This window comes from Sphingomonas faeni, from assembly GCF_040407505.1.
GTDB lineage: Bacteria > Pseudomonadota > Alphaproteobacteria > Sphingomonadales > Sphingomonadaceae > Sphingomonas > Sphingomonas faeni_E.
In genome coordinates, this window is the sequence record NZ_JAPZPQ010000001.1 from 1,088,861 (window position 1) to 1,101,811 (window position 12,951).

General features: G+C 62.3%; 16 protein-coding genes and 2 pseudogenes. 4 read left to right on the forward strand and 14 right to left on the reverse strand.

All coding sequences use genetic code 11. From position 1 onward, the window contains the following. Nucleotides 1–8: 8 nt before the first annotated feature. The 5 genes from O6X71_RS04915 to O6X71_RS04935 form a co-directional block, all read right to left on the reverse strand. Nucleotides 9–578: a hypothetical protein gene (locus tag O6X71_RS04915; protein WP_353464728.1), complete on the reverse strand. Its 570-nt coding sequence runs from the start codon at nt 576–578 to the stop codon at nt 9–11. A gap of 732 nt (nt 579–1,310) precedes the next feature. Continuing rightward, complete coding sequence (locus O6X71_RS04920; protein ID WP_353465068.1) at nt 1,311–1,958, reverse strand: alginate export family protein; 648 nt, start codon at nt 1,956–1,958, stop codon at nt 1,311–1,313. Next, entirely contained in the window at nt 1,933–2,268 is a 336-nt protein-coding gene (locus tag O6X71_RS04925) for a hypothetical protein (protein WP_353464729.1), read from the reverse strand. The genes O6X71_RS04920 and O6X71_RS04925 overlap by 26 nt, the downstream gene beginning before the upstream one ends. Nucleotides 2,269–2,361: 93 nt before the next feature. Beyond that, nucleotides 2,362–2,553: a hypothetical protein gene (locus O6X71_RS04930; RefSeq protein WP_353464730.1), complete on the reverse strand. Its 192-nt coding sequence runs from the start codon at nt 2,551–2,553 to the stop codon at nt 2,362–2,364. 1,017 nt (nt 2,554–3,570) lie between these two features. Further along, a complete protein-coding gene (locus tag O6X71_RS04935; protein ID WP_353464731.1) occupies nt 3,571–4,146 on the reverse strand; it encodes a TetR/AcrR family transcriptional regulator in 576 nt (191 codons plus the stop codon). A 65-nt stretch (nt 4,147–4,211) separates the two neighbouring features. Here O6X71_RS04935 and O6X71_RS04940 point away from each other — a divergent pair, with 65 nt between their 5' ends. Both O6X71_RS04940 and O6X71_RS04945 read left to right on the forward strand, forming a co-directional pair. Beyond that, complete coding sequence (locus tag O6X71_RS04940; protein ID WP_353464732.1) at nt 4,212–4,901, forward strand: DUF1349 domain-containing protein; 690 nt, start codon at nt 4,212–4,214, stop codon at nt 4,899–4,901. A gap of 2 nt (nt 4,902–4,903) precedes the next feature. Then, on the forward strand, nt 4,904–5,476 hold the full coding sequence (locus O6X71_RS04945) for a sugar O-acetyltransferase (protein ID WP_353464733.1): 573 nt from the start codon (nt 4,904–4,906) through the stop codon (nt 5,474–5,476). A gap of 10 nt (nt 5,477–5,486) precedes the next feature. Here O6X71_RS04945 and O6X71_RS04950 read toward each other — a convergent pair whose 3' ends face one another. Then, nucleotides 5,487–6,350 (reverse strand): SDR family oxidoreductase, encoded by an 864-nt coding sequence (locus O6X71_RS04950; protein WP_353464734.1) that lies wholly within the window; start codon nt 6,348–6,350, stop codon nt 5,487–5,489. An 89-nt stretch (nt 6,351–6,439) separates the two neighbouring features. Between O6X71_RS04950 and O6X71_RS04955 the strand changes: the two genes are divergently transcribed. Together O6X71_RS04955 and O6X71_RS04960 are read left to right on the forward strand one after the other, a co-directional pair. Beyond that, nucleotides 6,440–6,826, forward strand: coding sequence for a winged helix-turn-helix transcriptional regulator (locus tag O6X71_RS04955; RefSeq protein ID WP_353464736.1), 387 nt, complete (start codon nt 6,440–6,442; stop codon nt 6,824–6,826). Between the two features lie 59 nt (nt 6,827–6,885). Further along, entirely contained in the window at nt 6,886–7,182 is a 297-nt protein-coding gene (locus O6X71_RS04960) for a YciI family protein (RefSeq protein WP_353464737.1), read from the forward strand. Between the two features lie 92 nt (nt 7,183–7,274). Here the strand turns inward: O6X71_RS04960 and O6X71_RS04965 are convergent, their stop codons facing one another. From O6X71_RS04965 to O6X71_RS04995, 8 genes and pseudogenes are all read right to left on the reverse strand, one after another. After that, on the reverse strand, nt 7,275–7,457 hold the full coding sequence (locus tag O6X71_RS04965; protein WP_353464738.1) for a hypothetical protein: 183 nt from the start codon (nt 7,455–7,457) through the stop codon (nt 7,275–7,277). Continuing rightward, a complete protein-coding gene (locus tag O6X71_RS04970; protein WP_353464740.1) occupies nt 7,439–7,564 on the reverse strand; it encodes a hypothetical protein in 126 nt (41 codons plus the stop codon). The genes O6X71_RS04965 and O6X71_RS04970 overlap by 19 nt, the downstream gene beginning before the upstream one ends. A 263-nt stretch (nt 7,565–7,827) precedes the next feature. Next, nucleotides 7,828–8,202, reverse strand: coding sequence for a phytanoyl-CoA dioxygenase family protein (locus O6X71_RS04975; protein WP_353465069.1), 375 nt, complete (start codon nt 8,200–8,202; stop codon nt 7,828–7,830). A 180-nt stretch (nt 8,203–8,382) separates the two neighbouring features. After that, the gene (locus O6X71_RS04980; protein ID WP_353465070.1) at nt 8,383–8,871 is read right to left on the reverse strand and encodes a hypothetical protein; all 489 of its coding nucleotides are present in this window, start codon (nt 8,869–8,871) and stop codon (nt 8,383–8,385) included. A 138-nt stretch (nt 8,872–9,009) separates the two neighbouring features. Continuing rightward, nucleotides 9,010–9,444: pseudogene (locus O6X71_RS04985) on the reverse strand (RNA 3'-terminal phosphate cyclase). A gap of 33 nt (nt 9,445–9,477) precedes the next feature. Then, nucleotides 9,478–10,145: pseudogene (locus O6X71_RS04990) on the reverse strand (RtcB family protein). Continuing rightward, nucleotides 10,055–10,285: a hypothetical protein gene (locus O6X71_RS20935; protein ID WP_435368444.1), complete on the reverse strand. Its 231-nt coding sequence runs from the start codon at nt 10,283–10,285 to the stop codon at nt 10,055–10,057. Before O6X71_RS20935 ends, O6X71_RS04990 begins: the two are co-directional and overlap by 91 nt. Before the next feature lie 321 nt (nt 10,286–10,606). Further along, complete coding sequence (locus O6X71_RS04995) at nt 10,607–12,949, reverse strand: TonB-dependent receptor (protein WP_353464741.1); 2,343 nt, start codon at nt 12,947–12,949, stop codon at nt 10,607–10,609. Between the last annotated feature and the right edge of the window lie 2 nt (nt 12,950–12,951).

The following is a 12,951-nucleotide window of genomic DNA, read 5'->3' on the forward strand; positions in this document are numbered from 1 at the left end:
GACGTTACCTATTTATCTCCCATGGCCTGGATGATGCGATGCGCGGCCACAACGTCGCGCTCGACTATAGCAGCCGTGAAGCGTTCGATGATGAAGCGCAGGCGACCGGTCGGCGCTGTTGCCGCGGTCAGAAACGGGCCATCGATCAGTCGGCTTCCCCACTCGCCGCCAAGGCGCTGTGTCTCGTCATCCGTGCCAACAACTAGCGAAGGGAAGGGCAAAACCATCTTTGGAGACGCAAAGCCCCGATGATTGAGGCCCGTCTCTTCGGGCGCTACTAACAAAGCGGCATAGACGTTTGCCGTGTATGACTTTGGTGACAATCGCGCCCACCACGCCGCCGCCGCACAAGCGTTTCCTTGCGCCAACAGCATGACTGCACGACCGGAGTCCGAAACCGCATCATCAATGCGCGCTCCCAGTGCCGTTCGCTCCGCGGCGGTACGGCCCCGAACCGCGACCTCCTGGATTTCACCGAACCGAGGAAATCCCCGGAACCGGTCGAAGATGGATACGGCATTTTCAGGGACAAGCGCGACCAGCTTCAGCCGTTGGCTATCCAAAACAGCAACAGACACATCCGATCTCCCGGTCCTTGAGCACGTATGCTGCCCATTTCAGTTCAACGACGCAATGCAGTTGACCAGATACAAGCCAGACCGTTGTATCCTGGCCCTTGGCTGATTTTGCTACGAGTTGCGCCCGTCACGATACGACTGTCCCATTCACCAGGCAGTAGCGCTCGGGTAGCTGACTGGAAGGATCGCGGAGCGGCCGCGACCGGCCACTACTCACCGCGATCAACAGGCGGGGCAGCAAATGAAAGCCAGTTGCGATGGCCACCGTCGACTCGACACGGATCTCGGCGAACAAACTCCACTGCGGAAATTCAGGTCGGCCAACCCACATTCCAACTTCGGCCATTCGTTAATGGGCTTTGAGCGGGTCGAGACGTGCGCCGCAAAGCGTCCCAAAATCGTAAGCTTGCCGGAGAGTAACGTACGACGAGTCCCGGTAACGCGCACTCCCTAGCCCCGTTTCGCGAATACGTGTTCTAGGCGTCCAGTCGACGATTCACGAAGACTGACAGTCTAGGTGGCGTTTAGCCGTGCCACGTCGACGGTCCGTTGACCAACAGTGCCTGTCGTGCCGGGGAAGGGCGTGCCGTTCGATCGGTAGACGGCATCGCTCGTCGTCTAACGACAAGTGAATTGGTACTCGTCTGTCAACCGAGCCGTCCTGTCAGGCGAGACGGTCAGGCTGGGCGCGATGGCGATGAGGTTGGTCGGGGTGAGATAGCCCTGATAGCTCTAGTAGATGTTGTTGCCGTAGGGCGCGAACGCCGTCTTCAGCTTGCCCTGCCCATCGGCGCCTCCCCCCGTCGCATAGTCGAAGTGGAGGCCGAAGCGGGGCTCGGTTTTGGCTTTGTGGAGGCGATACGTGCCGGCCAGCAGGACCTGCCACGCATCGAGATCGCGGCTGCCATAGCTGCCGCCCTGATGGTGGCGGTCCAGTCGATCGTGATCGGCCCCACCCCTCCCCAGACATGCGCGCCGACATAGATCAGCTCTTACGCGCCGTCTCGCCTCCCCATGTTGCCTCTCGGTTGCGCAAACGCCAGACGAACGGATCGAGATGTAGCTTCGAACCTGCGAACAGATGTATTGGAAGGACAATGCCCGCCGTGACGCGCTGAACCGGCGACCCCGGTCGACGGGGTCGCCGCCGATGCCGCCGTTGCCAAAGGTCGTGTAGTAGAGATCGAACACGTCTGCCCGCAGCGTCAATTCACGCGCATAAGCCCACACGCCGGTCAGACTGGTCTGCACCGTGTTGTTGTTGCGGTTCGCCAGCAGCAGGTTCGATCCATCGATGAAGACCTGCCGACCGACGCAAGCACCGACGTCGACCTGCCCGACCTGCCATGTGCGATCAACGAAGGCCTGCTGGACCAGCAGATCGTTCGAAACCGTGCCCGATGGGCAACCGGTGTTTTTGCCATTTCAGCCGATCGAAGACGTCGTCGCGCTTGGCGGGATCGCGCATGCCGCGCCAGTCTTCGGCCCAACGCAGCGGATTGCAACCCTGCTGCATGTTGCCGTCGCCGGCAGCTGCATCGGGATAGGGTGTCGCGACCGGTGCCGCCGGCACCTGCGTGTTCCGCGCCTCGATTGCCGACGGCGGCAGTTCCTGGGCCGCAGCGTGATGCGTGCCGGTCAGGCCCACGATCGCAAGGCCGCAGCCCCGCAACTGCGATAGCCGGTTCATGTCGTACCTCTCCGCCGCCGGGTTGATGCCACGTCGGTCCTCTGTCTCGGGTAGCACCGGCAAGGCAGCCTCATGCCGCCCTGCTATGCCATGTCATCCCGCGAGTTCGCGCATTACCTTGATGAGGTCGGATTTGCCCTCGAAGCGGATGCCGGGAAGCTCCGGCATGGTGATGTGCCTGTCGATGACGTTCACGCCGTCCGGGAACCCGCCATAGAGCTGGAACAGGTCGGGATAGCTCTCATTGCCCCCCAGCCCGAGCCCGGCTGCGATGTTGAGCGACATCTGGTGCCCGCCGTGTGGAATGCAGAGGGTGACCCGCCGAACTGCTTCAGCACGTCCCGCGTCCACAGATACTCGACCAAGCCGTAGGACAGCGCACAGTCGAACTGGCGCCAGTCGTGATTGGGGCGCATGCCACCATGCCGCCACAGGTTGCGCGCGTCCCGATGCGAGAACAGGTTTTCGCCGGTCGCCATCGGACCTGGGCAATTCCGAGATCGCCGCCTGCAGCGAGTAATCTAGCGGATCGCCGATCTCCTCGTATCAAGACAGCGGGTATTCGCGCAGCATCGTGGCATAGGCGATCAGATCTCGATATCGAAGCTGCTGTTGGCGTCGACCACCAGCTGCGCTTTCGAACCTATCTCTTTCAGGACGGCTTCGATACGGCCACGAGGCTTCCGGCCGCGCTGCTATCGATGGCGATCAACGGGCGCGGTGTCGCCTGGATGCCGCGGTCGCTGGCGCAGTCCGTGCTTGCATCGGGCAAGATCGTGCTGGCTGCCGATGACATAATATTCGACCAAGATAGCGATCGCACTCGTCAGGCCTGCCATACCGTTGTCGAAGGTATCCGAGGCGCTATGGGCATCCGCCTGCGGACCCGGCGGTTCCGACACCCCTAACCCTGCTCACCGTTAAGGCCCGCCACAGGCGGATCACCTCAAGTTCCAGGCATCGCCGAGCCGGGCCAACCTCATGCTTCCGGCCTGCGATCTGCTGGTGACATCGCGGAGCGTTTGATTCGATGAAGCCCTTGATCAAACCATCACGATCGGCCGATCGTACGTGCCATGTCCGCAGCAGATAACGCAATCTAAAGCTTAGGCGACGTTATCGGTGGTAGCTTGGGCAATCGGACGATCGAAAACGCCCCATGAAACACGAACGTCCTCTGGAACCTGTTGAGAAATGCATATGCCGTTTCATTATATTTACTTAGATTATACATTGCCAAAACGAAGATTTCCAGTTTGCGACGCAAGATAAGCGTCTCTTAACTATGGGCGTTGACTGTACTCACCTAAAAGTTGTTTGAAATTTATGCGTACTAGCCAATCTTTCGACGATCATACGGATCGCGTCCCGGTTGAGCGGTGCGGGGTCGATCGAATTGTGGATGCCGATCCCCTCGACAAGCGCATCTAGCGCCCGCGCCGTGAGCGGATCGAAGAACCGCCCGAGCGCCGCGCGACTATTGTCCATCCATTGCTGCATGACCACCGTCACCTCGGGATGGCGTGCCGCGTAGGCGTACAGCTCGTAGCTCAGCAATAGCGTGCGCGGATCCGCCCAGACCGACCCGGCAATGATATCGATGACACCCTCGATTGCCTCGACGCGCGTGGTGGCTGCGTCCAGTCTCGCCTTGAACGCGCCGGACGAGGTCGTTGCCAGTTGCAGGAACGCGGTCGTCAGCAGGTCCTCGAGCGATACGAAATAATAGGTGACGGAGCCAAGCGGCACCGCGGCCGCCTCGGCGATCCGACGATGCGTGGTCCCCGCGACGCCATGGCGTTCGATGACGATCAGCGTCGCGTCGACGATCCGCTGTCTGCGCTCCGGATCATTCCGCCGACGAGGTTCCACAGTCACTTTTTGCCTTTCCAGCATTATGTACATATGTACACATACGGGAATTGTAGCGAAAGGCATTGCTTATGAAGACCCTCGATATGTCGCGACGTGCGGTTCTTAGCGGGGCGGCGGCATTGGCGATCCCGGTAGTGACAGCAACGCCGCTCGATGCAGCAAGCAGCAAGCTGATACTGGGCCGGCATGACGGGCGATGGTTGAACGAACCGAAGAGCTGGACGGTCGATCCGAATGGCGACCTGTCGATCGTCACCGACCAGGGAACCGACTTCTGGCGGGAAACGCATTACGGCTTCACACGCGACAGCGGCCACTTCCTCGGTTTCACCGCGCCCGACGCGTTCACCGCACAGGTCCGCATCCGCGGCCAGTATGAAAGGCTCTACGACCAAGCCGGGATCATGGTGCGGGTCGACGAGCGCCACTGGGTCAAAGCCGGGATCGAACTGTCCGACGGACGCGCGATGCTCAGCAGCGTGTTGACCGACGGCAAGTCCGATTGGGCAACCGGGCCTTACGAGCATCCGGCGCAGGATTTCTGGATGCGTGCGACCGTCGCCAAGGGCGTGCTGCGGCTTCAGGTGTCGACCGACGGCAAGACCTGGCCGCTGGTCCGTCTCGCGCCGTTCCCGATCGCCTCGTCGTACCAGGTCGGCCCGATGGCCTGCACGCCCGAACGTAGCGGCCTGAAGATCCGGTTTTCCGATCTCCGGATCACCGCCCCGCTCGGCAAAGACCTGCACGATCTGAGCTGAGCATGACGACCGAGAAGCAGAAGATGTTGCGCGGCGACCTGTACACCGCGAACGATCGCGAGCTTACGGCCGACGCAGCCGCGGCCTCGGTCTGGCTCGCGCGCTACAACGCCGCGTCCGCTGCGCCTGCGTCCGAGCGGCACGGGATGCTCCGCGAAGCGCTGGACCACGTAGGCGACGGTGTCACGGTGCGATCGCCATTCCACTGCGATTATGGTTACAACATCCACCTCGAAGACGGCGTGTTTCTCAATTTCGGGTGCATTGTCCTGGACGTCGTACCGGTCCGGATCGGCGCGGGAACGCAGATCGGACCGGGTGTCCAGATCCTGACGGCAGATCACCCCCGAGATCCAGCGATCAGGGCGAAGATGCTGGAGTTCGGTCGCCCGGTTGTCATCGGCCGCAACGTCTGGATCGGCGCCGGCGCATTGATCCTGCCCGGCGTAACGATCGGCGACGATGCGACCGTCGGTGCCGGCAGCGTCGTCATCCGCGATGTGGCGGCAGGAACGACGGTCGTCGGCATTCCCGCACGCGTGGCGATCAAACGCGATCCCAACGCGCGCGCTTGAAGCGCCAGCCTCAGCCTTGCCTGATCTTCAACGCATCGGCCAGTGTCGTCCGCCAAGGCGTAGTCGGGCGACCGATCAACGCGCTGAGCACGCCACCGTCGTCGAACAACGAGCCGGTCGCCGCCTTCGCATCGCTTTCCGCAAGCATGTCGGCGATCGGTGTCGCGAGGCCGGCGCCTTCGAGGATCCGGCGATACTCGTCCTGCGGTAGATTCTGGTAGGTGACCGGGCGTCCCGCGATCTCACCGATCGCAGTAGCGAACTCGGCAAGCGTGAACGCATCGTCCCCGGCGAGTTCGAAGACCCGGGTCTCGGCGGAGCCATCGCTCAGCACCGCCGCTGCTGCGTCGGCATAGTCCTCGCGGCTCGCGCCGGAGATCCGACCGTCGCCTGCACTACCGACCAGCGCACCATGCTCGATCGCAGGCCCGGCGGACATAACGTAATTCTCGGTATACCAGCCGTTGCGAAGGATCGCGTACGGTAGGCTGCTCGCCTTGATGGCGGCTTCGGTCGCGCGGTGCTCGATCGCCAGGTTCATCGGATTGGCGTCGGCATGGAGGATGCTGGTGTACGCGATGTAGCCGACACCCGCCGTTTTGGCGGCGGAGATCACAGCGCCGTGCTGCGCCTCGCGCGAACCGACGTCGCTCGACGAGATCAGCAGCAGGCGATCGACCCCGGCGAGCGCGGGCTCGAGCGTATCCGGCGCATCATAATCGAATGCCCGCACGACGACGCCACGCGCGGCAAGGTCGCTCAGCTTGGCGGGATTTCGCACAAGCGCGACGATGTCGGATGGCCTGGCCGTCCGGAGAAGGGCGTCGATGACCAGACGACCAAGCTGACCGGAAGCTCCCGTTACCGCGTACATGATGTTCTCCACTTTCTCGCTGTTGATGAAGGCGAGGTAAGCGCCTAACTTACGAAAGAGAAGTACGCACAAAAAGGTTAGTTCTGGAAATGACCACCGTATCGTCCACGCGCCTCGCCGATCGCATGGAACGCGGCGACGTGTTCGCGCCCCGGTGTCCCTCGCGCGTAATCCTGCGACACGTGACGAGCAGCTGGGGCACGCTGGCGTTAATCGCGCTGCTACCGGGGACGCTTCGGTTCAGCGACCTGCGCCGCAAGGTCGCCGGCGTCAGCGAACGCATGCTTTCGCAGACATTGAAGCAGCTCGAAGGCGACGGGCTGGTCAGTCGCCGAAGCTTCCCGGTCGTACCGCCCCGCGTCGACTATGCGCTGACCGAGCAAGGCCAACAGGCCGCCCTCCTCGTACAGGCGCTGGCCGACTGGATCGAAGACACTCTGCCCGAACTTACCGGCGGCCAGGCCAGAACTGGATAGCGCGAGCTCCTGAGCACAGGCTACACCGAGCAGTTTCAACAGTCCGGAGGACACCAACCATGAAATATTATCTGTGCAGATACCTGCCGCCCCGCGCGGATTTCCTTGCGACGATGACCGACGACGAAAGGACATGGATGGGGCGGCACGGCGCGTTCCTCGACGACCTGCTCGCCAAGGGGCAGATCGTGGCGCACGGCCCGGTGATCGACCCCGACGGCAGCTATGGCGTTTCGCTGTACCGGATCGAGGACGATCAGGACATCGAGGCGATCACCGCGCTGGATCCGATCGTGCGAAACGGGATCGGACGCTACGAGCATTTTCCGATGCCCCATCTCAAGGCGCGCGATTGAACGCGAGCGCTTTCACCCACTCGTAGACGCAGGATCGGTGCGCAGTTTCTCATAAACTGCCGTTAATTCACATTCCGATTTCGCGCTCGAGTTTACTTGTTCGGCGCTGCCGCAAGGGTCGCGGGCAGGTGCTTGCTCACCTTGATCTCGAGAAAGCTGACCAGTTCCGGCTGCAGGAAAGCATAATCATCCGGTATGTCGAGGCAGATGACGCGCGTGCCGGCCAGAGCCTCTCGAAAGCGTCGCTGCAGCTTGCTTAGGTGCGTCCTCTCCATGACAAAATAAGGTCGGCCCAACTGACCAGTTCAGCTGTGAGTGGATTTTCAGCATCACGATTCGTCCCGGCAGAGTCTACCTCCAGTTCCTCTCCCGACGAGAACACCTGCTCGGCCGTTGGGCTTCGCAGCTTGTTTTGGCTACATACGAACAAAACCGTTTGGACGCGTAAGGCGGCTCAATCCGGCAGCTATATGCCGCGCCACGCGAGCGGGTAGGGCGCCACGTCAGCGGAATAGTAGATCTGAAGCACGCGGCGGCTGCGGTGCGAGTCAGCAGGGTACGTTGCGTGAACGATGGTTTAGCATAGAGCCAGACGTCGCCGCGTTCGGCCAAACAGGGCCGCTCACCAGAAATCGTCGCCACGCGTTAAACTTCGCCCTCGGGCAAGCGTCCGAGCCGGTGCGAGCCGGGCACGATCCGCAACGGCGCGTTACTCGCGTCTACTGGGTCAAGGTGCACGCGCACTTTCACCATGCGCTCAAGAGTTTTGAACGGCGGCTCGGCCTGGATAAGCCCGGACTTAACCGTCCATGGCCCGAAACCGGGGTCGTCGATCCGCTCCCTAACAACGATTGTGCGGTCCTGATGCCAGCAAAGCGCCCAGTGCCGCTCAGCCGTTTTGTCGAACAGGATCGCACGAACCGGGAGAGCCCGGGGTCCGATTGCGGTCGCAGCTATCGCACCGATTGGTCCGGTAATCTCAAGCAACGGCTTAAGCAACGCCCCCTCCCCGACCCGCACTCCGGTCGTGTCGATTGGAAGCGCTGCCAAGGCAGCCTCGAGGCGAACAAGCGCAGGTTCGTCCAGCGCTTTCGCGAAGAGTTCTGCTCCGTCCCGGTAGGGTTGAGATCGGAGGGCTGATCGGACCTTGCGAGCATGTCGATACAGGTAGCCAAGGCTCCCGCCGCAGTCGACCTAATGCTACGCATTGACAGTTGCTGACAGGAATCGATTACATAGCAGTTCGCACTTACCGCACGTCCAGACGATGAGCTTCGGAGGGCAGCTAAATGAAACCGCATAGGCGGTCGAGGAAACGTTCGATAACTGCTGCGGCCCTATAGCTGGCGCTGGCTCGGCTTTACGTCGTGAATGTGCCCCCGCCTGCCAACGCAAACGGTAGGAGCAGTGGTGGGCTAGATATGGGCCGGCGAACACGTCCGACGCGAGGTAGCCGGCCATGCGGCTCACGGCGGTCTGCGTTACCCTTTCTGTTGGCATGCCTAGCTTGCCAAAGCCGCTGACTACCTCGGTCACATGCTCGAACGCGGCCTCGAGGAGTAAAATGTTGCCCGGTACCTGGCTCTCCGGAAGTTCCTTGACGGCAAACGCTTCGTCCGGCCAGTCGAGCAGCTTGCGAGCGGTGGCGATTTCGCGGTCGTCGATCCCCGGCGGGATCCCCGCAAACATCGCCACCGCTGACCGATCGACCAGGGCACCCCCGTCGATGCACTCGATAACACGGAGCGGCGGGGGTGATTTCCACTTCGATCCGGCCGCCGCCGCGGATAGAAGCCGGGGCGCACAGCCGTGCAGTGACGGTCGGGGTCATTCGGTTGACAATCGGCAGGAAGCTTTTGACAATGAAGTCAACGGCGGCGCAAGCATGTTGTGGGTGCCGCCTTCGAGCACCAACCGCCACAGCCGGTCCGCGAGGACGAGGGGCATCAACACCGTCTGCAACACAGAACCGGTGGATCCCGCCGTTCCAACAGCGAAGTTACATTCCCCCACGACTACACGGCCGGGACGGAATACAATCTAGGACGATTTTACGGTCAGTCCCTCGCACGTTGCATTGCCTACGGTCCATGTAGCCTCGATCGCGGTGACGCGCGGGCGCAATAGCCCGGGCTTCTCGCGTCCACCGCGGACCTTAGTGATCCGGAAGGGCGTGTCGGTTACGAGCGACAATGCGCAGGCGTTGCGAACCACCTGCCCCCCACCCTCGCCCTCGCCCTCGGAGCCGTCGATCTCGATCATAATAGTTCTTTCTAGTTCGGATGGTGGTGTGCGTCAGCCTTTGACGCACACCACCTGCTTGAGCGTATGCACAATCTCGACGAGATCGGCCTGCGCTGGCATCACCGCCTCGATCGGCTTGTACGCGCGGGGGCTCTCGTTAATCACGCCCTCATCTTTGCGGCAGGCAACGCCCCCGGTAGCGGCGACGTGCTCCGCTACTGTGACCTCGCGCTTCGCTTGGGTCCGGCTCATCACTCGCTCGGCGCCATGCGAGCAGTTGTCGAACGACGCCTTGTTGCCAAGCCCGCGAACGATGAACGACTTGGCGCCCATCGATCCGGGGATGATCCCCATTACGCCGGTCACAGCGCACACCCCGCCCTTGCGGGTCACCAGCACGTTCTGACCGAAATGGTTCTCCTGCCCGACATAGTTGTGGTGGCAGTTGACCGCCTCCAGTTCCGCATCGGACGGCTTGGCAATCACGCAGCGCACAGCCCGGATCACGTTCGTCATCATCATCCGCCGATTGAGCCTGCATAGTCCTGCGCCCAGCCGACCGCATCGACATAATCGTCGAAGTGGTCGGTGCCCTCGGGGAGAATAGGCCAGATCCTCGTCGGGCAGGCTAAGGAACCACTGCGCATGTCCTGATTCGCCAACTCGATGAAGAACGTGCCGATCGCGTTGCCAACGCCGCGCGAGCCCGGGTGAAGCATCCCCCCTGTTCGGTATCCAGGCAGATCTCGATGAAGTGGTTGCCGGTGCCGAGCGTGCCGAGATGGACCAGATTGTTGGCCTTGCCAAGCTTCGGATATTTGCGACGATCTGGCGGAAATGCCCGGCAAGCGTCGCCCACGCCTCGACAATCGCGGCATGCGGACCCGCCCCCGATCCAGGAGTGAACAGTAACCTTGAGCAGCTTGGATAGACGGCGCCAGTGACTAGTGCTCGCCCCTGAACGGCCCGAAAGCGCTCAGGTTTGGCAATGGTCGGGATGAAAAGGTAGTAGTTTGGCGCCTTCTAGTGACACGTTTGTCAATAGCTAACCTTGCGGTATGAGATTAGCCTTCGTAAGATTAACGCAGCATTGGTCTGATGAATGAGACAGTCATCCACCTTTCAGACGCTTTGGCCGGGCTTGGACGGAACGTCTGACGCGGGCAAGGCCATGCGGTCGTCAGAAGCGGACGTCGAAACCCAGTCGGATGGTACGCGGTCTGAGCGGGGTCATCTGGTTGCGCTCGGCCACGCTGAACGGATTGCCGAACGCGAAACTGTTCGCGCGGACGTCGCCGATATTGTCGATGTCGAGCGACACGCCGAACCTGTCGAAGCCCAACCGCCCCCCCAGATCGCCGACCGCATATCGGCCTTGCGGAATATTCAGGACAGGGCCGACACCAAGTCGGGATTGACCGATGTAGCGCACCGACACGTCCGCGCTCAAATTCACCCCCTCGGCGATGGTCTTTTGCCAGGTAGCGGCCGCGCGCGTGCCGTTCCTCGGAACGTTGGGCAAAGTCTGCTCTTCCGACGTGCCGAAATCGGCCTCGGCCGCGTACAGCTTGCTGTTGTTGACGAACGCCGCGCCAGTGAGCGTGATCGCGGGCGACAGCCGCCCCGTTATCTCCGCGTCCAGCCCATAGACCCGCCCGTCCCCAACATTGGCGGTGTACGGCAAACCCGACGTATCGACGAGGTCGGCCTGGATGTGGTTCCAGTCGGCGAAGAAGATCGCGGCGCGAATACTCAACCGATCCTCCCCCCTGCGCCCCCACCGCACGCCGAGTTCGGTCATCGACAGATCGTCGGCCACGAATTTCCGGCTATCCAGCGCGCCACCCGATGGCGCCACCGCGAGACCGCCCGCCCTGAACCCCTTCTGGAAATGCACGAAGCTCGAGAACGACCGGGACGGCTGCCAATCCACCGCGAAGCTCGGCAGTGCAGGCAGCGCCGTACTGGAGGGCTCCTTTGATCCATTCTTGGACTTGTCGAGCAGGCTGCCCGCGCTTCGTGCCAGCGTGACGCGTACGCCCGCCGTCGCCGTCAGCGTTCGTGTTATGGGCTTCGACGCCTGTCCGAACAGTGCGAATTCCATCTGCCGGTTACGGACGCCGGCGATCTGCTCGAGCGCATCCGGCGCCCCGATCAAGCGTGACAATCGGCTGACGTTATGGATCCCCGCTACCCCCACTACCCAAGGCGATCGCTGGCCCCCGCCCGAAACGCGCGTCTCGTAGGCATAGGCACGGATCGCGTTCGTTTCTTCGAACTTGAGCGGCGACGTTGCGCCGAGATATCCCGTCGCATCGAAGACGGTCGTGAAATCATGCTCGACGACCGACGCCGTCGTGACGATCTCCCCTCGTCCAAGCGGACGTCGCGCGGTCACGTAGCCGAGATGATAATGATCGCGAAACGGCTGCGCGATCGCCGTCGCGCGGGTCAGCGGCGGATCGCCCCGGATCGTGTACTGCCCGTCGCGGCTGGTGATATTCTGCTCGACGCCACCGATATCGACGGTCCAGCCAGAAAGATCTGCGATGCGCAGCGTCACGCGCTGCCCAAAGCTTCGCGTCGTGTTGATGTCGCGCAGGTTGCGAGACGGATCGTCGATATATCCGGCTTCGCGCGCACCGAATGCGACGATGCGCAGGGCGATGCGGTCCGCCGCGATCGGGATGTTGAGCATCGCGGCACCGTCGCCCCCGACGCCGCCCGACCGGGTCGAACTCAGGCCGGCGGAAGCGGTCGCGGCGATGCGGTCGGTCGCCGGTGCGTTGGGGACGAAACGCATGATCCCGCCGAGCGCACTCGCGCCGTACAACGTGCCCTGAGGACCGACCAGGATTTCGACGCGTTCCATGTCGTACAGGTTCAGATCGGGATCGGGCGCACTGTAATTCAGGCGTACTTCCCCGAGATACTGGCCGACGGTCGCCTGGGTCTGGCCGCTGAAACTGCTGTCCGCAATTCCTCGGATAAACAGCTTGTCCCGCCCGGGGCCCAAATTCGTGGAGCCCATGGTCGGAAGCAGTTCGGCGATCGCCGCGCTACCGTTGCCGGCGTTGCGCGCCAGCCAGCCGGCATCGAATTCCATGAGCTTCACCGAACCCGGGAAACTGTCGAGCAGCGTTCCCTGCTTGCTGGCCGTAACGATGATATCGCCAGGCACTTCAGTGGTTTCGATCGGTGTCCTTGCCGGAACGGGACGTTTGGGTTCCTTCGGCGGGATGATTTTCCGCGCCATGATCCGGACGGTCTTGCGATCGTAGAAGACGAAGTCGGCACCAGTCCCCTTGATAGCCTCCGTCAACGCGGCGGACACCGAACGCGCACCCCGGACGCCCGGCGATCGCCTGGCGGCGATGACCGGATCGGTCACCGTTATCGTGATCCCAGCCTGTGCGCCGAGCGTCGCTGCTACGTCGCCGAGCCGTCCCGGTGAAACGTCGAACCTTTCGGCCTGAGCGATGGCCGGCATGGCGAGAACGAGCCCGGTACCGACCGTCGCCATCG

Bases quoted from the DNA above. Each gene is read 5' to 3' on its own strand.
- O6X71_RS04955 (WP_353464736.1), top strand. From the start codon at position 6,440: ATGACCACCGTATCGTCCACGCGCCTCGCCGATCGCATGGAACGCGGC.
- O6X71_RS04945 (WP_353464733.1), top strand. From the start codon at position 4,904: ATGACGACCGAGAAGCAGAAGATGTTGCGCGGCGACCTGTACACCGCG.
- O6X71_RS04940 (WP_353464732.1), top strand. From the start codon at position 4,212: ATGAAGACCCTCGATATGTCGCGACGTGCGGTTCTTAGCGGGGCGGCG.
- O6X71_RS04995 (WP_353464741.1), bottom strand. From the start codon at position 12,949: ATGGCGACGGTCGGTACCGGGCTCGTTCTCGCCATGCCGGCCATCGCT.
- O6X71_RS04930 (WP_353464730.1), bottom strand. From the start codon at position 2,553: ATGTCGCTCAACATCGCAGCCGGGCTCGGGCTGGGGGGCAATGAGAGC.
- O6X71_RS04965 (WP_353464738.1), bottom strand. From the start codon at position 7,457: ATGGAGAGGACGCACCTAAGCAAGCTGCAGCGACGCTTTCGAGAGGCT.
- O6X71_RS04960 (WP_353464737.1), top strand. From the start codon at position 6,886: ATGAAATATTATCTGTGCAGATACCTGCCGCCCCGCGCGGATTTCCTT.
- O6X71_RS04925 (WP_353464729.1), bottom strand. From the start codon at position 2,268: ATGAACCGGCTATCGCAGTTGCGGGGCTGCGGCCTTGCGATCGTGGGC.
- O6X71_RS04950 (WP_353464734.1), bottom strand. From the start codon at position 6,350: ATGTACGCGGTAACGGGAGCTTCCGGTCAGCTTGGTCGTCTGGTCATC.
- O6X71_RS04980 (WP_353465070.1), bottom strand. From the start codon at position 8,871: ATGTTTGCGGGGATCCCGCCGGGGATCGACGACCGCGAAATCGCCACC.